The organism is Streptomyces sp. NBC_00190, assembly GCF_036203305.1.
Classification (GTDB): domain Bacteria; phylum Actinomycetota; class Actinomycetes; order Streptomycetales; family Streptomycetaceae; genus Streptomyces.
Genome location: NZ_CP108131.1, coordinates 3352101 through 3372187 on the forward strand (window position 1 = coordinate 3352101; position 20087 = coordinate 3372187).

General features: G+C 72.4%; 17 protein-coding genes. 3 read left to right on the forward strand and 14 right to left on the reverse strand.

What is annotated here, in order from left to right; genetic code table 11:
- Nucleotides 1–36 precede the first annotated feature (36 nt).
- The 4 genes from OG429_RS16150 to OG429_RS16165 all read right to left on the reverse strand — a co-directional run bounded on the left by OG429_RS16150 (nucleotide 37) and on the right by OG429_RS16165 (nucleotide 4098).
- On the reverse strand, nucleotides 37–1104 hold the full coding sequence (locus OG429_RS16150; RefSeq protein WP_328926025.1) for a membrane dipeptidase: 1068 nt from the start codon (nucleotides 1102–1104) through the stop codon (nucleotides 37–39).
- A gap of 146 nt (nucleotides 1105–1250) precedes the next feature.
- Entirely contained in the window at nucleotides 1251–2429 is a 1179-nt protein-coding gene (locus OG429_RS16155; protein WP_328926026.1) for a dipeptidase, read from the reverse strand.
- Nucleotides 2426–2962 carry a 5-(carboxyamino)imidazole ribonucleotide mutase gene (gene purE, locus OG429_RS16160; RefSeq protein ID WP_328926027.1) on the reverse strand — a complete coding sequence of 179 codons (537 nt, stop codon included), beginning with the start codon at nucleotides 2960–2962 and terminating at the stop codon, nucleotides 2426–2428. The genes OG429_RS16155 and purE overlap by 4 nt, the downstream gene beginning before the upstream one ends.
- The gene (locus tag OG429_RS16165; RefSeq protein ID WP_328926028.1) at nucleotides 2959–4098 is read right to left on the reverse strand and encodes a 5-(carboxyamino)imidazole ribonucleotide synthase; all 1140 of its coding nucleotides are present in this window, start codon (nucleotides 4096–4098) and stop codon (nucleotides 2959–2961) included. Before OG429_RS16165 ends, purE begins: the two co-directional genes overlap by 4 nt.
- Before the next feature lie 199 nt (nucleotides 4099–4297).
- Here OG429_RS16165 and OG429_RS16170 point away from each other — a divergent pair, with 199 nt between their 5' ends.
- Entirely contained in the window at nucleotides 4298–4888 is a 591-nt protein-coding gene (locus OG429_RS16170; protein ID WP_328930287.1) for a GtrA family protein, read from the forward strand.
- Nucleotides 4889–4958: 70 nt separating this feature from the next.
- On the opposite strand, the gene OG429_RS16175 is transcribed toward OG429_RS16170, so the two are convergent.
- Both OG429_RS16175 and OG429_RS16180 read right to left on the reverse strand, forming a co-directional pair.
- Nucleotides 4959–6227 carry an ATP-binding protein gene (locus OG429_RS16175; RefSeq protein WP_328926029.1) on the reverse strand — a complete coding sequence of 423 codons (1269 nt, stop codon included), beginning with the start codon at nucleotides 6225–6227 and terminating at the stop codon, nucleotides 4959–4961.
- 14 nt (nucleotides 6228–6241) lie between these two features.
- Nucleotides 6242–6919 (reverse strand): response regulator transcription factor, encoded by a 678-nt coding sequence (locus OG429_RS16180; RefSeq protein ID WP_030296931.1) that lies wholly within the window; start codon nucleotides 6917–6919, stop codon nucleotides 6242–6244.
- 477 nt (nucleotides 6920–7396) lie between these two features.
- Between OG429_RS16180 and OG429_RS16185 the strand changes: the two genes are divergently transcribed.
- Complete coding sequence (locus tag OG429_RS16185) at nucleotides 7397–8914, forward strand: peptide MFS transporter (RefSeq protein ID WP_328926030.1); 1518 nt, start codon at nucleotides 7397–7399, stop codon at nucleotides 8912–8914.
- A gap of 67 nt (nucleotides 8915–8981) precedes the next feature.
- On the opposite strand, the gene OG429_RS16190 is transcribed toward OG429_RS16185, so the two are convergent.
- From OG429_RS16190 to hutU, 8 genes are all read right to left on the reverse strand, one after another.
- A complete protein-coding gene (locus OG429_RS16190; RefSeq protein WP_328926031.1) occupies nucleotides 8982–10298 on the reverse strand; it encodes a hypothetical protein in 1317 nt (438 codons plus the stop codon).
- Nucleotides 10295–11326 (reverse strand): hypothetical protein, encoded by a 1032-nt coding sequence (locus OG429_RS16195; RefSeq protein ID WP_328926032.1) that lies wholly within the window; start codon nucleotides 11324–11326, stop codon nucleotides 10295–10297. Before OG429_RS16195 ends, OG429_RS16190 begins: the two co-directional genes overlap by 4 nt.
- Nucleotides 11323–12348 (reverse strand): COG1470 family protein, encoded by a 1026-nt coding sequence (locus OG429_RS16200; protein ID WP_328926033.1) that lies wholly within the window; start codon nucleotides 12346–12348, stop codon nucleotides 11323–11325. Before OG429_RS16200 ends, OG429_RS16195 begins: the two co-directional genes overlap by 4 nt.
- Before the next feature lie 16 nt (nucleotides 12349–12364).
- The gene (locus tag OG429_RS16205; RefSeq protein ID WP_328926034.1) at nucleotides 12365–13039 is read right to left on the reverse strand and encodes an LPXTG cell wall anchor domain-containing protein; all 675 of its coding nucleotides are present in this window, start codon (nucleotides 13037–13039) and stop codon (nucleotides 12365–12367) included.
- A gap of 113 nt (nucleotides 13040–13152) precedes the next feature.
- On the reverse strand, nucleotides 13153–14331 hold the full coding sequence (hutI, locus tag OG429_RS16210) for an imidazolonepropionase (protein WP_328926035.1): 1179 nt from the start codon (nucleotides 14329–14331) through the stop codon (nucleotides 13153–13155).
- A gap of 43 nt (nucleotides 14332–14374) precedes the next feature.
- Complete coding sequence (locus tag OG429_RS16215) at nucleotides 14375–15730, reverse strand: formimidoylglutamate deiminase (protein ID WP_328926036.1); 1356 nt, start codon at nucleotides 15728–15730, stop codon at nucleotides 14375–14377.
- Complete coding sequence (locus OG429_RS16220) at nucleotides 15721–16911, reverse strand: allantoate amidohydrolase (RefSeq protein ID WP_328930288.1); 1191 nt, start codon at nucleotides 16909–16911, stop codon at nucleotides 15721–15723. Before OG429_RS16220 ends, OG429_RS16215 begins: the two co-directional genes overlap by 10 nt.
- Nucleotides 16912–16934: 23 nt before the next feature.
- Nucleotides 16935–18599, reverse strand: coding sequence for a urocanate hydratase (hutU, locus tag OG429_RS16225; protein WP_328926037.1), 1665 nt, complete (start codon nucleotides 18597–18599; stop codon nucleotides 16935–16937).
- A 105-nt stretch (nucleotides 18600–18704) separates the two neighbouring features.
- Here hutU and OG429_RS16230 point away from each other — a divergent pair, with 105 nt between their 5' ends.
- Nucleotides 18705–20084, forward strand: coding sequence for a diaminopimelate decarboxylase (locus OG429_RS16230; RefSeq protein WP_328926038.1), 1380 nt, complete (start codon nucleotides 18705–18707; stop codon nucleotides 20082–20084).
- The last annotated feature ends 3 nt before the right edge of the window (nucleotides 20085–20087 follow it).

Consider the following 20087-nt stretch of genomic DNA (forward strand, 5'->3'; position numbering starts at 1 on the left):
GGGGCCGGGGCGCGCGAGGGCCCGTCGGGCGGTGCGTCATGAAGGGCTGCGCCGGTGCTGGGCGGCGCGGGAGGTGAATTCCACGTCGCGCAGGACCCGTTGGGCGTTGCCCCAGGTCAGCAGGGCCAGGTCGGCTTCCGGCCAGCCTCGGTCCAGGAGTTCCGCGATCAGGCGGGGGTAGCCCGAGGGGTCGGTCAGGCCGGTCGGGCGGGAGGTGCCCTGTTCGGTGCCGAAGGCGGCGCCGAGGCCGACACTGTGGGGGCCGGCGACCGCGCGGACGTGGTCCACGTGGTCCGCCACCGCGTGCAGGGAGTCCCCGGTCCGCGTGGCGTCGAAGGTGACCATCGCCAGGCCGTTCGCCTCCCGCAGCGCGAGCAGGACCTCGTCCGTGGCGTTGCCCGGGTGCGGGTTCAGGGCCGCGGCCGCCGTGTTCGAGATGACCACCGGGGCCTTGGAGGCCGCCGCGATCTGACGGGCCACGGTCGGCGGGCACCCGGTCAGGTCCAGCACGATCCCCAGCCTGTTGGCCTCCTGGACCACCTCGTGGCCGAAGGCCGTCAGGTCCTGCTGGGCCCAGGGCGCTCCGGCGGGCGCGAAGATCCGTACGCCCAGCGCGTGGAAGGCGTGCAGCGCGCCCAGGGAGTCGGTCAGGGTCCGGCCGGGCACCGGGCCGAGGAACGAGGCGATCCGGCCGCGGTTGCGGGCGTCGGACATGTCGTCGGCGGTCAGCGCGAGGCAGAGGCTGTCCGGGTAGCGGCGGATCAGGGCCAGCGCCACGTCGATCTGTTCCAGGGTGTCGGAGACGACCTGGTCCGTCGGGGTCCCCGCCTCGTGCGGGGTCAGCAGCGACCAGAACTGCGCGCCGACTCCGCCCGCGCGCAGCCGGGGGATGTCGGTGTCGACTCCGCTGTCCCCCGGCTTGTCGATGTCGTGGTACGGGCTCTGGCGCAGCGTCCAGACGAGCGTGTTGCACCCGTCGGCGACGGGCTGCGCCGACAGCAGCGCGGCGGCCCGTTCCAGGGCGCCGACCGCCGTTTCGGCTGGTGCGGGGAGATCTTCTGCTCCGATGCCCACGGAGTGGGGTTCATCCTGCAGGTCGGCCATGGCGTTCGCTCCGGTCTCGGCGGCAGCAGGGAGAGATGGTGCCACCGTGACATGTGGGACGCCTGGGTCGCCCGGCAGATGTGGCATTCGGGTGTAACTCGCAGGTCAGCGAGTCACACCCGGTCGCCGTATCCGCCCCGCTCCCGCTAGATCACCGCGTTGGACGGGCCCCGGGACGCCGAGAGGTCCCGCGCCACCGCCTCCGCGTCGCGCAGCGCCCGTACCGCGTTGGACCAGGTCAGCTTGGCCAGGTCGGCCTTCGACCAGCCGCGCGCCAGCAGCTCCGCGATCAGGTTCGGGTAGCCCGCCACGTCGTCCAGGCCGGACGGGGTGAAGGCCGTGCCGTCGTAGTCCCCGCCGATGCCGATGTGGTCGACCCCGGCCACCTCGCGCATGTGGTCCAGGTGGTCGGCGACCGTGGCGGCGGTGGCCACCGGGCGCGGGCTCTGCGCCTCGAAGGCCCGGTGCAGGGCCATCGCCTCGGGCGTGGTGTCCAGGTGGTGGAAGCCGTGCGCCCGCAGGTTCGCGTCCGCGGCCAGCGTCCACTGGACGGCCTCCGGGAGGATGAACTTCGGCACGAAGGTGGCCATCGCCACCCCGCCGTTGGCCGGGAGCCGCTCCAGCACGTCGTCCGGGATGTTGCGCGGGTGGTCGCACACCGCGCGCGCCGAGGAGTGCGAGAAGACCACGGGCGCGGCCGAGACGGCCAGTGCGTCGCGCATCGTCGTCGCCGCCACGTGCGAGAGGTCCACCAGCATGCCGACGCGGTTCATCTCGCGGACGACCTCGCGGCCGAAGTCGGTGAGGCCGCCGTGCCGGGGCTCGTCGGTCGCCGAATCCGCCCAGTCGATGGTGTCGTTGTGCGTGAGCGTCATGTACCGCACGCCCAGCTGGTGCAGGGCCCGCAGGGTGGCGAGCGAGTTGTTGATGGAGTGGCCGCCCTCGGCGCCCATCAGCGAGGCGATCCGGCCGTCGGCGCGGGCCGCCTCCATGTCGTCCGCCGTCAGCGCCCGCACCAGGTCGCCCGGGTAACGGTCGATCAGCTGGTCCACCGCGTCCACCTGTTCCAGCGTGGCGCTGACCGCCTCGTCGCCGGTCAGTTCGGTGCTCACGTACACCGACCAGAACTGCGCGCCGACCCCGCCGGCCCGCAGCCGCGGGATGTCGGTGTGCAGGTACGCCGACTGGTCGCCGGCGATGTCCCGCTGGTCCAGGTCGTAGCGGACCTGCTTGCGCAGCGCCCAGGGGAGGTCGTTGTGGCCGTCCACGACGGGGTGCTCGGCCAGGAGCTCTCGCGCCTCGTCCAGGCGCTGCGCCGCGCTCACTTGCCGAATCCGAAGGACTCCGTGCCCGCGACCTTCGCTCGCAGCCGCTTGCCCTTCTCGGTGGCCTGGTCGTTCAGCTCCTGCTGGAAGTCGCGCATCCGGGCCAGCAGCTCGGTGTCGTGCGCGGCCAGCATCCGTACGGCCAGCAGGCCCGCGTTGCGCGCCCCGGCGACCGAGACGGTGGCGACGGGAACGCCCGCGGGCATCTGGACGATCGACATCAGCGAGTCCATGCCGTCGAGGTACTTCAGCGGCACCGGCACGCCGATGACCGGCAGCGGGGTGACGGAGGCGAGCATGCCGGGCAGGTGGGCGGCGCCGCCGGCACCCGCGATGATCGCCTTGAGGCCGCGGCCGGCGGCCTGCTCCCCGTACTCGATCATCTCGCGCGGCATCCGGTGGGCGGAGACGACGTCGACCTCGTACGGGATCTCGAACTCGTCCAGGGCCTGGGCGGCGGCCTCCATGACCGGCCAGTCGGAGTCCGAGCCCATGACGATGCCGATGACGGGACCAGCGGCGGAAGTGCTCATTGCGTGACCGTTCCTCTGAGGTAGTCGGCAGCGTGGCGTGCGCGCTCCAGCACATCGTCCAGGTCGTCGCCGTAGGTGTTGACGTGGCCGACCTTGCGGCCGTGTTTCACGTCCTTGCCGTACATGTGGATCTTCACCTGCGGGTCGTGGGCCATGCAGTGCAGGTACGCCGCGTACATGTCGGGGTAGTCCCCGCCGAGCACGTTCGCCATGACCGTCCAGCGGGCACGCGGGCGCGGGTCGCCCAGCGGGAGGTCCAGGACGGCCCGCACGTGGTTGGCGAACTGCGAGGTGATGGCCCCGTCCTGGGTCCAGTGGCCGCTGTTGTGCGGGCGCATGGCCAGTTCGTTGACCAGGATCCGGCCGTCGGCGGTCTCGAACAGCTCCACGGCCAGGTGGCCGGTCACGTCGAGCTCCTTGGCGATGCGCAGGGCGAGCGCCTGCGCCTCGCCGGCCAGCTCCTCCGAGAGGTTCGGGGCGGGGGCGATCACCGTGTCGCAGACCCCGTCCACCTGGACGGACTCCACCACCGGATAGGCCACCGCCTGGCCGTGCGGGGAGCGGACGATGTTGGCCGCGAGCTCGCGGACGTACTCGACCTTCTCCTCCGCCAGGACGGGGACGCCCGCCCTGAAGGGCGCCTCCGCGTCGTCGGGGGTGCGGACGAACCACACGCCCTTGCCGTCGTATCCGCCGCGCACCGTCTTGAGGATGACCGGGAAGCCGCCCACCTCGTCCGCGAAGGCCGCCACGTCCGCCGGATCGCGCACGATCCGGTGGCGGGGGCTGGGCGCGCCGATCTCGTCGAGCTTGGCGCGCATCACCCCCTTGTCCTGGGCGTGCACCAACGCGTGGGGCCCCGGGCGGACGGGGATGCCGTCCGCTTCCAGAGCCCTGAGGTGTTCGGTGGGTACGTGCTCGTGATCGAAGGTGATCACGTCGCAGCCGCGCGCGAAGGCGCGCAGCGTCTCCAGATCGCGATAGTCGCCGATGACGACGTCGCTCACGACCTGGGCCGCCGAGTCCTGTGGGGTGTCACTGAGGATCTTGAATCTGATGCCGAGGGGGATGCCCGCCTCGTGGGTCATGCGGGCGAGCTGTCCGCCGCCGACCATGCCGACTACCGGGAACGTCACGCCTCCAGGGTATCCGGCGGGATTCCGCCATATGGACGTGGCCTGGCGCGGACCTGTCGGTGAGGCCCCGGTGTGCCGTGCGTCGCACGGTGTCCGAAGGCACAGACGGGCCACAGGGGGGAGACTTACCATGTGGGGGTTGACGGACAAGACCGGACGCCCCGAGCGGGGCGGTGACCGACAGGGACTGACCATTCAGATGAGCACGCCGGGGAACGGATCGGTTCTCGAACGCGTACGCGGTCTCGTTCGGGAGGTCGCCAAGTTCGGGGCGGTCGGCGGTCTGGGTGTGCTGGTCAACCTGGGTGTCTTCAACCTGATCCGCAGCACGACCGACCTCCAGGTGGTGCGCGCGAGCGTGATAGCCACCGTCGTCGCCATTGCCACGAACTACCTCGGCTTCCGCTACTTCGCCTACCGGGACCGCGCCCAGAGCGGCCGCACCCGCGAGCTGACCCTGTTCGCCGCCTTCAGCGCGATCGGCCTGGTCATCGAGAACGGCGTGCTGTACGCGGCCACGTACGGCCTCGGCTGGGACGCTCCGGTCGCCAGCAACGTCTTCAAGTTCATCGGCATCGCCACCGCCACCGTCTTCCGCTTCTGGTCGTACCGGACCTGGGTCTTCAAGGCCCTGCCCGTGGCCGTACCCGTGGCCGCAGCGGCATTCGAGCAGTCCGAGCCGATGCCCGATCCGGCGCCGCTGCCCCGGCCCGAGCCCGGGCCGGAGCCGATGCCCGATCCGCTGCCGGATCCGGTGCCCAGTCCGATCCCCGCGCCCGCGAGCACCTAAGCGGCCTCGGGGAAGTAGGGCACGTCCCCGAGACCGCTTAGACCTGTCCTGGCGGGACCCGACCGGTCCCCTACCGGACGGTGGCCTCCTCCGGCTCGGCCCGCGGCGGTGCCGTACGGCTGAGGAAGAGCGCGAAGACCGGCGGCTGCGCCTGCAGCAGTTCGAGGCGCCCGCCGTCCGCCTCCGCGAGGTCCCGGGCGACGGCCAGTCCGATCCCCGTGGAGTTGCGGCCGCTGATCGCCCGCTCGAAGATCCGGCTCCCCAGATCGGGCGGGACCCCCGGCCCCTCGTCCGTGACCTCCAGCACCGCCTGGTTGCCGACCACCCGCGTGCGCAGCGCGACGGTGCCGCCGCCGTGCATCAGCGCGTTCTCCACCAGGGTCGCCACCACCTGCGAGACCGCTCCCGGAGTGCCGACGGCCCGTACGCCCTGCTTGCCGGAGCGCACGATCGCCCGGCCCGCGCTGCGGTAGGCGGGGCGCCACTCCTCCACCTGCTGTTTGACGACCTCGTCGAGGTCGAAGGGGACCGCCGAGCCGGTCCGCGGGTCCCGCGAGTTCGTCAGGAGGCGCTCCACGACGTCCGTGAGCCGCTCCACCTGGGTGAGGGCGATCGACGCCTCCTCCCGCACGGTCTCCAGGTCGTCGGTGACGGTGATCTCCTCCAGCCGCATCGACAGCGCCGTGAGCGGGGTGCGCAGCTGGTGGGAGGCGTCCGCGGCGAGGCGGCGCTCTGCGGTCAGCATCCGGCCGATCCGCTCGGCGCTGGAGTCGAGGACGTCGGCGACCCGGTCCAGCTCGGGGACCCCGTACCGCTTGTGCCGGGGCCGCGGGTCGCCGGACCCCAGCCGCTCCGCCGTCTCGGCGAGGTCGGTGAGCGGGGAGGCCAGCCGGTTCGCCTGCCGTACGGCGAGCAGTACGGCCGCCACGACGGCCAGCAGCGCCACGGCGCCGACCACGGCCAGGGTCCGCCCGACCTCCTTGGTCACGGTGGCGCGGGACTCCTCGACCGTCACGATCTCGCCCTGCTCGCCGCGTGAGGTGCCCCGGATGACGTCGTCGTCGATGCGGTCGCCGACCTCCACGGGCGGCTGCCCGGGGACGGTGATCCTGGCGTGGTGGCCGATGTCGAGCTGGTCGGCGAGCGCCTGGGGGTCGATGGGCTTCTTCTCGAGGACGTTCGCCTCGACGATGCCCACCAGACGCAGCGCCTCGGACTCGATGCGGTCCTGGGCGCTGCTGGTGATGGTCCGGGTCTCCACGATGACCAGGGAGACCCCGAAGACGGCGATCACGACGAGCACCACGGCGAGCGTGGAGTTGATCAGGCGGCGGCGCATGGCTCAGTCAACGCTCAGCTCTTCTCGAAGCGGAAGCCGACGCCGCGGACGGTGGCGATGTAGCGGGGGTTGGCGGCGTCGTCGCCGAGCTTCTTGCGCAGCCAGGAGATGTGCATGTCGAGGGTCTTGGTGGAGGACCACCAGGTGGTGTCCCAGACCTCGCGCATGAGCTGGTCCCGGGTGACGACCCGGCCCGCGTCGCGGACCAGGACCCGCAGCAGGTCGAATTCCTTCGCGGTGAGCTGGAGCTCCTCCTCCCCCATCCAGGCGCGGTGCGACTCGACGTCGATGCGCACGCCGTGGGTGGCGGGGGCCTGGGCGGCCTCGTTCGCGCCGCGCCGGAGCAGGGCCCGGACCCGGGCCAGCAGTTCGGCGAGCCGGAAGGGCTTGGTCACGTAGTCGTCGGCGCCGGCGTCCAGGCCCACGACCGTGTCGACCTCGTCCGCGCGGGCGGTGAGGACCAGGATCGGGAAGCCGTGGCCCTCGGCGCGCAGCCGGCGGGCGACCTCCAGGCCGTCCATGCCGGGCAGGCCCAGGTCCAGGACGACCAGGTCGACGCCGCCCTGCAGTCCGGCGTCCAGGGCCGTGGGGCCGTCCTCCCGGACCTCGACTTCGTACCCTTCCCGGCGCAGGGCGCGGGCCAGGGGTTCCGAGATGGATGCGTCGTCCTCGGCGAGCAGTACACGCGTCATGTGGGTGATGGTAGTCCGCAGCGGCTGCCAGGAGGGGCACGCCTGCGGGACCCTCCTGATCTGTGGTTATGAGCGAGGGGGTGCCTTCGAATATGGTTGATCGGTTCCCGGCTTACCTGTGATCCATGTCTCAAGTCCTTCCATATGCCGCAGTGTCCTGTCGTATGGTGGCGAGACGCCTGATGCACCACTCAGGGGATCTTTGTGCCGAAAAGCGAGCCAAAGACCTCAAATTCTGCTCTGGTCGGTTTGTTCGACCCAGATGGCAGTGAATGACCTGTGGGCCGGGCCTTGTCAGCGCGAAGGTGCGCGACAGGGCGTGGATCCCGGTTACGGCTGACCCTTCGCCTCCGATCCGTCGGAGGCGGGACCCCGGGGCGTGGGGCGGGTCACCCGCTGCCGGTGCCGGCCACCCCCCACCGGGCGTTGAACAGCTCACGAAGCGAAGCGCGTCCCGACCAAGCAAGGATCTCGACCATGGCTTCCAGCCTGACGAGGGACTCGGCGGATCCGTCCACCGAGAAGACCTTCTTCGGCCACCCCCGTGGCCTGGCCACTCTGTTCATGACCGAGATGTGGGAGCGCTTCTCCTACTACGGCATGCGCGCACTTCTCGTGTACTACCTGGTCTCGGGCGGCGCCGACGCAGCCACGGGCAGCCAGGGCGGCGGTCTGGCCATGACCGCGGCCACGACCACGGCGATCTACTCCGTGTACGTCTCCATGGTCTACCTGATGGCCATGCCGGGCGGATGGTTCGGTGACCGCGTCTGGGGCGCCCGCAAGACCGTCGCCATCGCCGGCTTCGTGATCATGGCTGGTCACCTCTCGCTGGCCCTCCCCGGCCAGGCGATGTTCTTCGTCGGTCTGATCCTCGTGGCGGCCGGTTCCGGTCTGCTGAAGGCCAACATCTCCACGATGGTCGGCCACCTGTACGACGGCCCGGAGGACCCGCGCCGCGACGGTGGCTTCACCCTCTTCTACATCGGCATCAACCTCGGCGCCTTCGTCGCCCCGCTCGTCGTCGGCACGGTCGGCAAGGAGCACAACTGGCACCTGGGCTTCGCCCTCGCCGCCGTCGGCATGGGCCTGGGTCTCACCCAGTTCCTGCTCGGCACCAAGCACCTGAGCCCGAAGAGCAGCGTGGTCCCGAACCCGCTGTCTGCGGAGGAGCGCAAGGCCGTCCTCACGAAGCTCGTCTTCGCGGTCCTGGGTATCGCCGTCTTCTACGGCGCCGTGGTCGCCCTCGGTGCCTACACGCTGAACTGGGCCCTGGTCCCGCTGACGCTGGCCGGCCTGTTCATCCCGATCGCCGTCCTGGCCCGCATCAAGCGCGACAAGGACCTGTCGGGGGCCGAGCAGTCGAAGATGACCGCGTACATCTGGTTCTTCATCGCGGCCGCCGTCTTCTGGATGATCTACGACCAGGGTGGCTCCACGCTGTCCCTGTTCGCGGACGACAAGACCGCCGGCACCATGTTCGGCTTCGACTTCTCGGCCACCTGGTACCAGTCGCTGAACCCGCTGTTCGTGATGGCCCTGGCCCCGGTCTTCGCCTGGCTGTGGCTGTGGCTGGCCCGCAAGAACCAGGAGCCGAACACCATCGTGAAGTTCGCGATGGGCCTGGTCCTGATCGGCGCCTCGTTCTTCGTCTTCATCGTCCCGATGGGCATGGCGACCGGCGACGTCAAGGTCTCCCCAATGTGGCTGGTCTCGATCTACATGATCCAGACCATCGGCGAGCTGTGCGTCTCCCCGGTCGGCCTCTCCGTCACCACGAAGATGGCCCCGCAGAAGTACGCCTCCCAGATGATGGGTGTCTGGTTCCTCGCGGTCACCGCCGGTGACTGCATCACCAGCCTCCTGTCGATCGGCGGGGTGGACCTCAACGGCACCTGGGTGATCGCCTTCCAGGCGCTCGCCGCGGTCCTGGCCGGCTTCGCGGTCTACACGTACCGCAAGAAGGTCCAGACCCTCATGGGCGGCGTGCACTGACGCACCCCCCTGGCACGTGAGCGGCCCGGCACACCGAACGGTGTGCCGGGCCGCTCGCGTTCGCGGGTCAGCGCGTGCCGCGCAGGCGGCGCCACGGAGTGAAGGTGAAGACCGCGCCGCCGAGCAGGATCACCGTGCCGGCGACGAGGGCCAGGGCCTGGATGCCGCCCTCGTCCTCGGCGCCGGTTTCGGCGAGGCCGCCCGAAGTGCCGGTGCCGGTGCTGGTGCCCGTGCTGGTCGAGGAGCCGGAGCCGCCCGGCTGGGCGGTGGTGTCCAGCTCCAGCGAGACGCCGCTGCTGGCCGCCTTGCAGGGGACGTTGATCGGCGGCGAGCCCGCGGCCATCGTGACGTCGATCGTCAGCCGGTCCGGGCTGAGCGTCACCTTGCCGGTCTTGCCGGGCTTGTAGGTGCCGGTCATGTCACTGAGGCTGACCGGCCCCTTGTCGGGGATCGCCTCGGCGTTGGCCGGGCCGGAGACCTTGACCGTGCCGCTGTCGGCGCCGCCGAGCTTGACGTCCATCGAGGGCTTGAGGGCCCCCGCCGGCAGGGGCACGGGCGCGGCCATCGCGCCCTTGGCGGTCTTGACGGTCAGGTCGTAGCTGCCGCCGTTCTTCTTAGCGTTGATCGTGACCGGGGTCTTGATGCCGCCCGGGACGACCGGCCCGCAGTCGAAGGAAACCTCGACGGGCTTGCCCGGGAAGTCGGTCTGGCCGCCGCCTCCCCCGGTGGTGGAGCCGCCCGAGGTGGTGGATCCGCCGGTCGTGGAGCCGCCGGTCGTGGTGGATCCGCCGGTGGTCGCCCCGCCCGTGGTCGTGCCGCCGCTCGTCGTGCCGCCGCTGGAGCCGGCCGACACGTCGATGGTCGCCCCGCCCTTCACCTCGCCCACCGGTGCGCACTTGGTGACGAAGGTGCCGAAGGAGAACGTGACGGCGACGTCGTACTTGCCGGGGGTCAGGGTGATCTTGCCAGCCTTGGTGAGCTTCAGCTTGCCCTTCATGGGCGACATGACCATGGGGGCCTTCTTGGGGATCGGCGGGTTCTTCTTCTCCCCGACGACCTTCAGCTCGCCCATCCCCCCGCCCAGCGTGATCCAGCCGGTGGGCTGGACCGCGTCCTTCGGGATGTCCATCAGGTCCGTGTTGTTCGAGGCGGGCTTGACCGTCTCCCAGACCACGTCGACCTCGTCGCCGACCTTGGCCGCGGCCGGGGCGGTGATCTTGGCAGTGGTCTCGCCCTCCACCGGGTCGCCACCGCCGGCCGGCGGCACGCATTTGACCTTGTACGTGGCCTCGGCGGCCACGGCGGGAGAAGCCGAAATGGCGATACCCGCGCCGCCGAGCAGCAGCGCGACCACGGCCGCGCTCACCCTCCGTTGGGTCTTCACGAATGTCCCTTCGTCGTCGAACGGTTCTCAGACGGTGCGGACGTCTGTGGTGCTGTCTCCGGCGCGCTGTCCGGGTTGAACCACGGCAGGACCGCCGTGGTGGTCTCAGGAGGCTCCGGTGCCTTCGCGGAGCGGGCCGGAAGGGGCCCCCGGTGGCGGCCTCCGGCGGCCGCGGCGCGCGGCCGGACCTTGTCGACGGCGGCCATGCCGACGCGGAAGAGGGCGGCCGGGATCACCAGCAGGAGCAGACCCCAGAAGAGCAGGACCCCGTACGGCCGGTCCACGCCCCAGGGCTGGGTGGCCACGACGGTCTCGCCGTACTTGAGGGAGATCGTGTAGTCGCCGTAGGCGCCCGCGGTGAGGGCGACGTCCAGGGCGATCTCCGCCTTGCCGCCCGGCGGGATGCTGCCCTTCCACCGGGCCTCCTCCCACAGGGGCGCGAACACCCCGTGGGCGGTGCCGAGCTGGAAGACCGGGTCCTTGACCGGGGCCGAGCCGAGGTTGCCGACGGTGACCTTGAACTTCCGGCTGGGCGGGGCTCCGAACCAGGTCAGCACCCCGTCCTCGCCTTCCAGCCGGACCCCGGTGAGCATCGCGAGGCGGGGCGTGCCGGATTCGGCGGGCAGCTCGGCCACCGCGTGGTCGGTGATCTTCAGGGGCGCAGCGACGGTGGACTGGTCGCCGTTGACGGAGGTGACGTTGACGACGCAGGGGCAGGGCTTGGGCGGGGCCACCACGGGCAGCCCTGCGGCGAAGTGCCCGTCCTCGGCGACGGAGACGGCCGCACCGTCGGCGTTGGCGCAGCTGTTGGTGCCGCCGATCATGTTCTGCCCGCAGACCAGCAGCATCACCAGCGTCCTGGGCCGCCACCCGGTGCCGGTGACGGTGATCTCGGTGCCCATGGCGGCCTCCTGGAGCGAGAGCGCCACGGCGGGCTTGCCCTCGTCGGCGGCGGCCGGGGTCGCCGGGAACAGCGCCAGCGCGCACACCGCCAGCCCCACCGCGAGCAGGGCTCCGACTCTTCTCACCTGGAGGCTCCCGTCAGTTCGTGTTCGGGTGCGGGGGTCGGCGCGGGCGGCTCGTCGTCCGACGGGCGCCGGCGGGGCCGCCGGCCGCGTACGAGGAACAGCGCGGCCGCGGCGGTCCCGCCGAGGCCGAGCAGGCCGAGACCCGTCCAGCCGGCGAGGTCCCAGGGCACGAGCCAGCGCGTACCGCTCCCGACGGCCCGGGCGGCGCCGGGGGCGGTGACGGTGAGGGTGACGCGGACCCGGTCCGCCACGGGGGCGCCGGGCCAGGGCTCGGTCAGCTCCACCCGCTGGCCGGGGAGCAGTTCCACCGGCAAGGCCCGGGCGCCGCGGCCCGGGACCTCGCCGAGGAGGCCCTCGGCGTGGATCGCGAGCTCGGGGGCGAGGGCCACGTTCCCCCGGTTGACCAGGGTGTAGGCGACGACCGCGGCCGGGCCCCGGCCCCGTACGGCGACGTCCTCGACGGTGAGGGCGGCCAGGGTGGGGCCGCTGACCCTCAGATGGATCCGTACGCCCACCTCGTGGCCGCTCTCGGTCGCGACCACCGCGGCGGGGTGGTCGCCGGGCGGGGACGCGGGCGGCACGGTGACGGTGAAGGGGACCACCGCGCGGGTGCGGGGAGGGATCTTCACCGTGGCTCCGGCGCCGAAGCTGATCCAGGCTCCGGCGCCGTGCACGGCACCCGCCGAGCTGCCTTCGGCCGCGGGCCCGGCCGGGCGCACCGCGAAGGCGCCGTCGGCCGTGTTGTAGGCGTCGGCCCCGCGCAGGGTGACGGTGCGTTCCCGGTCGGTGGTGTTGGCCAGGGCGAGGCGGTCCTCCAGCACGGTGCCGGGGGTGCCTGACATGTAGTAATACGGGCGCGGGAAGTACGGGCGGACCGCGCCGGGCCGGGCGGCCGTCCCGGCGGCGGGCTCGGCGGTCCAGCCCGGGTCGTCGGCCGCCGCGGGGGCCGCGGCGGCCGCGTACAGCGCGGTGGCCGCGAGGAGCGGCACCCCGAGCCGTCGGAAGGTGTGGAGCACGCGCATGGCCGGGGTGCTCCGTTCAGGACCGGGCCCGCTGGCCGCGCCGGGTCAGCCAGAGCACGCCGGCGGCGCCGGACAGCAGCACGGTGCCGCCGAGGGTGCCGAGGGCGAGGGCGGAGTCGGTGGGGCCGGTCTGCGGGAGGGTGCCGTCCGTGTCGCCGCCGGACTGCGCGGCGGCGCCGCCCGCGGCGGTGACGTCCAGTTCCAGGGACGGTCCGGGGCTGTTGCCGGGGGTGCAGGTGGTCGTGGTGCCCATCGCCTTGATGGTGAGCACTCCGGCGGTGAAGGTGACCTTGCCGCTCTTCTTGGGCGTGTAGGTGCCCGACAGGTCGGTGATCTTGATCGGGGTGTTGGCGGGCGCGGCCTCGGGGTTGGGCGGGCCGGAGACCGGTACGGAGACCTTCTCGGCCCCGCCGACGAGGATGACGGCGCTGGGGCTCATCGCGCCCTTGCCGAGTTCGATCGGGCTGGACGAGACACCCTTCTGGAAGGACATCGTCAGCTTGTAGGCGTCGCCCTCCTTGACGGCCTTGATGTCGATGGGCGATACCGCCGACTTGTCCCCGATCGGGGTCTTGCAGTCGTAGGCCACGTCGACGACGGCGGCGTGCGCTGCGGGGGCGGCCAGTAGGACCGCCGATCCGGCCAGCGCGGACGCCAGCGCGAGCGCGGTGGAGCGTTTCCGGTCGGACACCTTCGTCTTCCCCTCGGGCCACAAATTCCTGACGACACATCAGATTGGTGGCTCAAGGTACGCCCGGGACCTTGCGGAGGGAAGACAAAGGGCAGGCCGGAATTGACTGTTCGTCAGCGGACGCGGACACCCTTCTGCCACACCGCGGAAACGAGCGGGACACCGGGGCGGTAGGCCAGGTGGACGTGGCTGGGAGCGTCCAGGAGGGCCAGGTCGGCGCGGGCTCCGGGCGTGACGGCGCCGATGTCGGTGCGGCGCAGCGCGCGGGCGCCGCCGGCCGTCGCGGACCACAGGGCCTCGTCGGGGGTCATCCGCATGTCGCGGACGGCGAGCGCGATGCAGAACGGCATCGAGCTGGTGTAGGAGGAGCCGGGGTTGCAGTCCGTGGACAGCGCGACGGTGGCTCCCGCGTCGATCAGGCGCCGGGCGTCGGGCCACTGGGCGCGGGTGGAGAACTCGGCGCCGGGCAGCAGGGTGGCCACCGTGGTGGCGGCGGCCTGGGCCAGGGCGTCGACGTCCGCGTCGGTGAGGTGGGTGCAATGGTCCGCGGAGGCGGCTTCGAGCTCGACGGCGAGCTGGACGCCGGGGCCGTAGGAGAGCTGGTTGGCGTGGACGCGCGGGATCAGCCCGGCGCCGGCGCCCGCGGTGAGGATCACGCGGGCCTGGTCCCCGTCGAAGGCGCCCTTCTCGCAGAAGACGTCCACCCAGCGGGCGTACGGGGCGCAGGCGGCCAGCATCTCGCCGGTGACGAGGTCCACGTAGCCGGCCGGGTCCTCGGCGTAGTCCGGGGAGACGATGTGCGCGCCGAGGTAGGTGACCTCTTCGGTGTGCGCGGCGGCGATGCGCAGGGCGCGGGCCTCGTCGGCGGTGGTGAGGCCGTAGCCCGACTTGGTCTCGAAGGTGGTGGTGCCCTGGCGGCGGGCCTCGTCCAGGTGGCGCACCAGGTTGGCTTCGAGCTCGGCGTCTGTGGCGGCGCGGGTGGCGGCGACGGTGGTCCGGATGCCGCCGGCGGAGTAACTGCGGCCGGACATTCGGGCGTTGAACTCCGCGGTGCGGTCGCCCGCGAAGACCAGGTGCGAGTGGGAGTCGACGAAGCCGGGGATGACGGCCCGGCCGTCGGCGTCGTACGTGCCGTCCGCCGCCGGAGCCTTGTCGGCGGGGCCGACCCAGGCGATGCGGTCCGCGTCGACGACGACCGCGGCGTCCTGGATCAGACCCAGAGGGGATCCGTCGCCGAGGGCGGGGTCGTTGGTGACGAGGCTTGCGATGTTGGTGATGACGGTGGTGGCCATGGGGGTTCCTCTCAGAGGGTTCCTGGGGGGAACCCCCACAACGTCAGCCGCGGACGGCCGCGATGGACTCGGTCAGGGCGGACGGGACGTCCGGGACCAGGGTGTGGGCTCCGTCGCGGACCACGTGACGGCCGCCCACCACCGTGTGGCGGACATCGGCGGCCGTCGCGGCGAAGACCGCCGTCTCGGCGCCGAGGCTCGGCAGCGGGCCCGCCGTCCGTACGGAGTCCAGGGCGATGGTGGTGAAGTCCGCGAGCGCGCCCGCCTCCAGGCGGCCCGCGTCGGGCCGGCCGAGCGCCGCGTGGCCGTCGGCGGTCGCCGCGGTCAGCAGCGCGTTCGCCGTCCAGTGGCCCCGGGTACGGCTGCGCAGGCGCTCGTCGAGCTCCATCGCGCGGGCCTCTTCGAGCAGGTCGATCACGGCGTGGCTGTCGCTGCCGAGGGAGAGCGGGCTGCCCGCGCGCTGGAGGCGGGTCGCCGGGCCGATGCCGTCGGCGAGGTCGCGTTCCGTGGTGGGGCACATGCAGGTGCCGGTGGTGGTGGTGCCGAGGAGGGCGATGTCCCCGTCGGTGAGGTGCGTGTTGTGGACGCCGGTGGTGCGCGGCCCGAGCACGCCGTGGTCGGCGAGGAGCTGGGTCGGGGTCCGGCCGTGCGCGGCCTGGCACGCGTCGTTCTCCGCGGTCTGCTCGGAGAGGTGGACGTGCAGCGGGGCCCGGCGCTCCTCGGCCCAGCGTGCGACGGTGGCCAGCTGTTCGGCGGGCACGGCGCGCACCGAGTGGATCGCCGCGCCGATCAGGGCGTGCTCGCGCGGCCCCAGGGCGCTCACCCGCTCCGCCCACGCGTCGGCGGTGCCGTCGGAGAAGCGCAGCTGGTGCGGGTTCGGGGCCTCGCCGAAGCCCGCCGAGAGGTAGGCGGTGTCGAGGAGGGTGATCCGGATGCCCGCCTCGGCGGCGGCCTCGATCAGGGCCTCGCCCATCGCGTTCGGGTCGGCGTACGGGGCGCCGCCCGGGGCGTGGTGGACGTAGTGGAACTCGCCGACGTTCGTGATGCCGGCCAGCGCCATCTCCGCGTACACGGCGCGGGCGAGCGCGAAGTACGTGTCGGGGGTGAGGTTCTGGGCGACCTTGTACATGAAGTCGCGCCAGGTCCAGAAGGTGCCGGAGCCGACCTGGACCGTGGAGCGCAGGGCCCGGTGGAAGGCGTGGCTGTGGGCGTTGGCCAGACCCGGGAGGGTGAGGCCGCGCAGGATCTCCGCGCCGGGGGGCGGGGTCGCGACGCCGGTGCGCACCGCGGCGATCCGGCCGTCGGCCCCTGTTTCCAGGGCCACGCCCGGCTCGACACGAGTGCCGAGCCAGGCGTGCTCCAGCCAGTACGTCTTGCGGCCGTGCGTGTTCAACGGCATGCCAGACCTTCCAGTACGTCGGCGAGGGCGAGGACGCCGGCCACGCAGTCGTCCTCGGCGGCGAACTCCCGCGGGGAGTGGGAGACGCCGGTGGGGTTGCGCACGAACAGCATCGCGGTCGGGACGGCCGCGGAGAGGATTCCGGCGTCGTGTCCCGCCCCGGTGCCGAGTACGGGGACGGCTCCGCCCAGGATCCGGTTCATCTCGTCGCGCAGGGCGTGCTCGAACTCGACGACCGGGGTGAAGGACTCCCGGACGATTCCGAGGTCGATGCCGTCCTGGTCGGCGCGCTCGCGGGCGGCCTTCTCGATGGCGGTGACGACCGTGTCGAGGGTGGCCTGGTCGGCGGCGCGGGAGTCGAGCCAGCCCCGCACGAGGGAGGGGATGGCGTTGACCCCGTTGGGCTCGACCGAGATCTTCCCGAAGGTGGCCACGGCCCCGGCGAGGGCCGCCTCGGTACGGGCGGCCAGCACGGTCGCCGCGTACGTGAGCATCGGGTCGCGGCGGTCCACCAGGCGGGTGGTGCCCGCGTGGTTGGCCTCGCCGCGGAAGTCGAACCGCCAGCGGCCGTGCGGCCAGATCGCGGAGGCGATGCCGACGCGGTCCCCGGACAGGTCCAGGGCCCGGCCCTGCTCCACGTGCAGTTCGACGAAGGCGCCGATCCGGCCGAGACGGTCGGGGTCGGCCCCGATGCCCTCGGGGTCGTATCCGGCGGCCTCCATGGCCTGGGGCAGGGAGATGCCGTCGGCGTCGCGGAGCTCGTACGCCTTCTCCTTGGTCAGCTGCCCGGCGGCGAGCCGGGAGCCGACGCAGGCGAGCCCGAAGCGGGCCCCTTCCTCGTCACCGAAGTTGGTGATGGCGAGCGGCCTGGTGAACTCCGCGCCCTTCCTGCGGAGTTCGTCCAGGGCCGCGAAGGAGGACACCACGCCGAGGGGGCCGTCGAAGGCCCCGCCGTCGGGGACGGAGTCCAGGTGGGAGCCGGTGACCACGGCGTCCCCCGCGAGGGGGTCGCCGAGCCAGGCCCACTGGTTGCCGTTGCGGTCGGTCTCGTACGTCAGCCCGCGCGCCTCGGCCTGCTCCTGGAACCAGGTCCGGCAGTCGGCGTCGGCCCCGCTCCAGGCGTACCGTCGGTACCCGCCGCTGCCGGCGTCGCGCCCGACGGGAGCGAGTTCCGCCCACATGGTGTGGAAGGAGGAAGCCTCACTCACGCGGAGTCACCCTCGCGCATGGGGACGCGGACGCCGCGCTCGTCGGCCACCGTCTCGGCGATGTCGTAGCCGGCGTCGACGTGGCGGATGACGCCCATGCCCGGGTCGTTGGTGAGGACGCGGCGGATCTTCTCGCCCGCGAGCTTGGTGCCGTCGGCGACGGTGACCTGGCCCGCGTGGATCGAGCGGCCCATGCCGACGCCGCCGCCGTGGTGGATCGAGACCCAGGAGGCGCCGGAGGCGACGTTGACCATGGCGTTGAGCAGCGGCCAGTCGGCGATCGCGTCGGAGCCGTCGAGCATGGCCTCGGTCTCGCGGTACGGGGAGGCCACCGAACCGCAGTCGAGGTGGTCGCGGCCGATGACCAGCGGGGCGGCGAGGGTGCCGTCGGCGACCATCTCGTTGAAGCGCTCGCCGGCCTTGTCGCGCTCGCCGTAGCCGAGCCAGCAGATGCGCGCGGGCAGGCCCTGGAAGTGGACGCGCTCGCCGGCCATCTTGATCCAGCGGTGCAGGGACTCGTTCTCGGGGAAGAGCTCCAGCATCGCCTTGTCGGTCTTGTGGATGTCCGAGGCCTCGCCGGACAGCGCCGCCCAGCGGAAGGGGCCCTTGCCCTCGCAGAACAGCGGGCGGATGTAGGCGGGGACGAAGCCGGGGAAGGCGAAGGCGCGGTCGTAGCCTGCCAGCTGGGCCTCGCCGCGGATGGAGTTGCCGTAGTCGAAGACCTCGGAGCCCGCGTCCATGAAGCCGACCATGGCCTCGACGTGCTTGGCCATGGACTCGCGGGCCCGCGTGGTGAAGCCGGCCGGGTCCTTGGCCGCGTAGTCCGCCATGTCCTCGAAGTCGACGCCGGTCGGCAGGTAGGCGAGCGGGTCGTGGGCGGAGGTCTGGTCCGTCACGATGTCGATCGGGGCGCCCTCGGCGAGCATCTGCGGGAGCAGGTCGGCGGCGTTGCCGAGCAGGCCGATGGAGAGCGGCTTGCGGGCGTCGCGGGCCTCGACGGCGAGCTGGAGGGCGTGCTGGAGGTTGTCGGCCTTCACGTCCAGGTAGCGGTGCTCGATGCGGCGCTCGATGGCGCGCGGGTCGACGTCGATGCAGATCGCGACGCCGTCGTTCATCGTCACGGCCAGCGGCTGGGCGCCGCCCATGCCGCCGAGGCCGGCGGTCAGGGTGATGGTGCCGGCGAGGGTGCCGCCGAACTTCTTGGCGGCGACGGCGGCGAAGGTCTCGTAGGTGCCCTGGAGGATGCCCTGGGTGCCGATGTAGATCCAGGAGCCGGCGGTCATCTGGCCGTACATGGTCAGGCCGAGGTGCTCCAGGCGGCGGAACTCCTCCCAGTTGGCCCAGTCGCCGACGAGGTTGGAGTTGGCCAGCAGGACGCGCGGGGCCCACTCGTGGGTCTGCATGACGCCGACCGGGCGGCCGGACTGGACGAGCATCGTCTCGTCCTGCTTGAGCGTCCGCAGAGTGCGGACCATGGCGTCGTACGAGCGCCAGTCGCGGGCGGCCTTGCCGGTGCCGCCGTAGACGACGAGCTTGTCGGGGTGCTCGGCGACCTCGGGGTCGAGGTTGTTCTGCAGCATGCGGAGGGCGGCTTCCTGCTGCCATCCCAGGGTGCTCAGCTCGGTGCCTCGCGCGGCGCGTACGGGGCGGGGTCCTGACATGGCGGTGCCTCCTCCGGTGTTGGTTCAATCTATTCACATCCTGACTTCCTGAATAGATTCAGTCAACAGCTGCGGGCCGACCCGCCGGATGATTGGCTGGCGGACATGGCTGCCGAGGTGCCTTCGGGCATGCACGCGAGGACGCACGAGGAGGGCGCCACAGCGCGCCGTGACCTGGCCGTACGGGCCGCGGTCGAGCAGGGTCTGGTGGGCGGGGCGGACGGCTCCGATCCCCTGGTCTGCCTGCTGGACGTGGCCGGGATCCGGTCCTCCGCCACCGCCCTGACCAGCGCATTCGAGGCCGCGGTGGCGCCCGGGACCCCCGTCCTGCACACCTTCGCGGTCAAGGCCGCCCCGCTCGTCCCGGTGCTGCGGCTGCTGGCGGACTCGGGGGTCGGCTGCGAGGTGGCCAGCCCCGGCGAGCTGGCGCTGGCCCGGGCGGCCGGGGTGGAGGCGGAGCGGACCGTCCTGGACTCCCCCGCCAAGACGGCGGCCGAGCTGCGCGAGGCCCTGGACCTCGGCGTCGCCGTCAACGCCGACAACCGGCAGGAGCTGGAGCGGCTGGACGCCCTGGTCGCCGCGGCCCCGTCCCGGTCCCCGATCGGGGTCCGGATCAACCCCCAGACCGGGGCCGGATCCATCGACGCCCTGTCCACCGCCACGGCGACCTCGAAGTTCGGGATCGCGCTGCGCGACCCGGGCGCGCGCGAGTGGCTCGTACGGGCCTTCCTCGACCGCCCGTGGCTGACCCGGCTGCACACCCACTCGGGCTCGCAGGGCGTCCCGCTGCCGCTGATCGCGCAGGGCGTGCGGGAGCTGCACGCGCTGGCCGAGGAGATCAACGCGGCGGCGGGACGCCGCCAGGTCGACACCCTCGACATCGGCGGCGGCCTGCCGGTGAACTTCGCCTCGGACGAGCGGACCCCGACGTACGCGCAGTACGTGAGCGCCCTGCGCGAGGCGGCTCCCGCGCTCTTCGACGGCTCGTACGGCCTGGTCACGGAGTTCGGCCGGTCCCTGCTGGCCAAGCACGGGCTGGTCCTCGCCCGGGTGGAGTACACCAAGACCACCGGGGCCCGCCCGATCGCCCTCACCCACGCGGGGGTCCAGCTGGCGACCCGGACGGTGTACGCCCCGGCGGCCTGGCCGCTGCGGATCCTGCCGTACGACGCGAAGGGCGCCCCGAAGGACGGTGACCCCGTCGCCCAGGACGTCGCCGGCCCGGCCTGCTTCGCGGGCGACCTGCTCGCCACGGCCCGGGAGCTGCCGCGGCTGGACCCGGGCGACCTGATCGGCGTCCCCGACACGGGCGCGTACTTCTTCACCGCCCACTACGGCTACAACAGCCTGCCGCGCCCGGCGGTCCACGGCTTCGCGGTCACCCCGGAGGGGGAGGTCCGCTTCGCCCTGGTCCGCCCGGCGCAGTCCCTCACGGAAATCGTCGCGGAGGCCGGCGGCGCGTTCGGGGACGCGCTGCTGCTCTAGGCG

Bases quoted from the DNA above. Each gene is read 5' to 3' on its own strand.
- OG429_RS16185 (WP_328926030.1), top strand. From the start codon at position 7,397: ATGGCTTCCAGCCTGACGAGGGACTCGGCGGATCCGTCCACCGAGAAG.
- OG429_RS16230 (WP_328926038.1), top strand. From the start codon at position 18,705: ATGGCTGCCGAGGTGCCTTCGGGCATGCACGCGAGGACGCACGAGGAG.
- OG429_RS16220 (WP_328930288.1), bottom strand. From the start codon at position 16,911: ATGTGGGCGGAACTCGCTCCCGTCGGGCGCGACGCCGGCAGCGGCGGG.
- OG429_RS16215 (WP_328926036.1), bottom strand. From the start codon at position 15,730: ATGCCGTTGAACACGCACGGCCGCAAGACGTACTGGCTGGAGCACGCC.
- OG429_RS16150 (WP_328926025.1), bottom strand. From the start codon at position 1,104: ATGGCCGACCTGCAGGATGAACCCCACTCCGTGGGCATCGGAGCAGAA.
- hutI (WP_328926035.1), bottom strand. From the start codon at position 14,331: ATGGCCACCACCGTCATCACCAACATCGCAAGCCTCGTCACCAACGAC.
- hutU (WP_328926037.1), bottom strand. From the start codon at position 18,599: ATGTCAGGACCCCGCCCCGTACGCGCCGCGCGAGGCACCGAGCTGAGC.
- purE (WP_328926027.1), bottom strand. From the start codon at position 2,962: ATGAGCACTTCCGCCGCTGGTCCCGTCATCGGCATCGTCATGGGCTCG.
- OG429_RS16170 (WP_328930287.1), top strand. From the start codon at position 4,298: ATGAGCACGCCGGGGAACGGATCGGTTCTCGAACGCGTACGCGGTCTC.
- OG429_RS16175 (WP_328926029.1), bottom strand. From the start codon at position 6,227: ATGCGCCGCCGCCTGATCAACTCCACGCTCGCCGTGGTGCTCGTCGTG.
- OG429_RS16200 (WP_328926033.1), bottom strand. From the start codon at position 12,348: ATGCGCGTGCTCCACACCTTCCGACGGCTCGGGGTGCCGCTCCTCGCG.
- OG429_RS16180 (WP_030296931.1), bottom strand. From the start codon at position 6,919: ATGACGCGTGTACTGCTCGCCGAGGACGACGCATCCATCTCGGAACCC.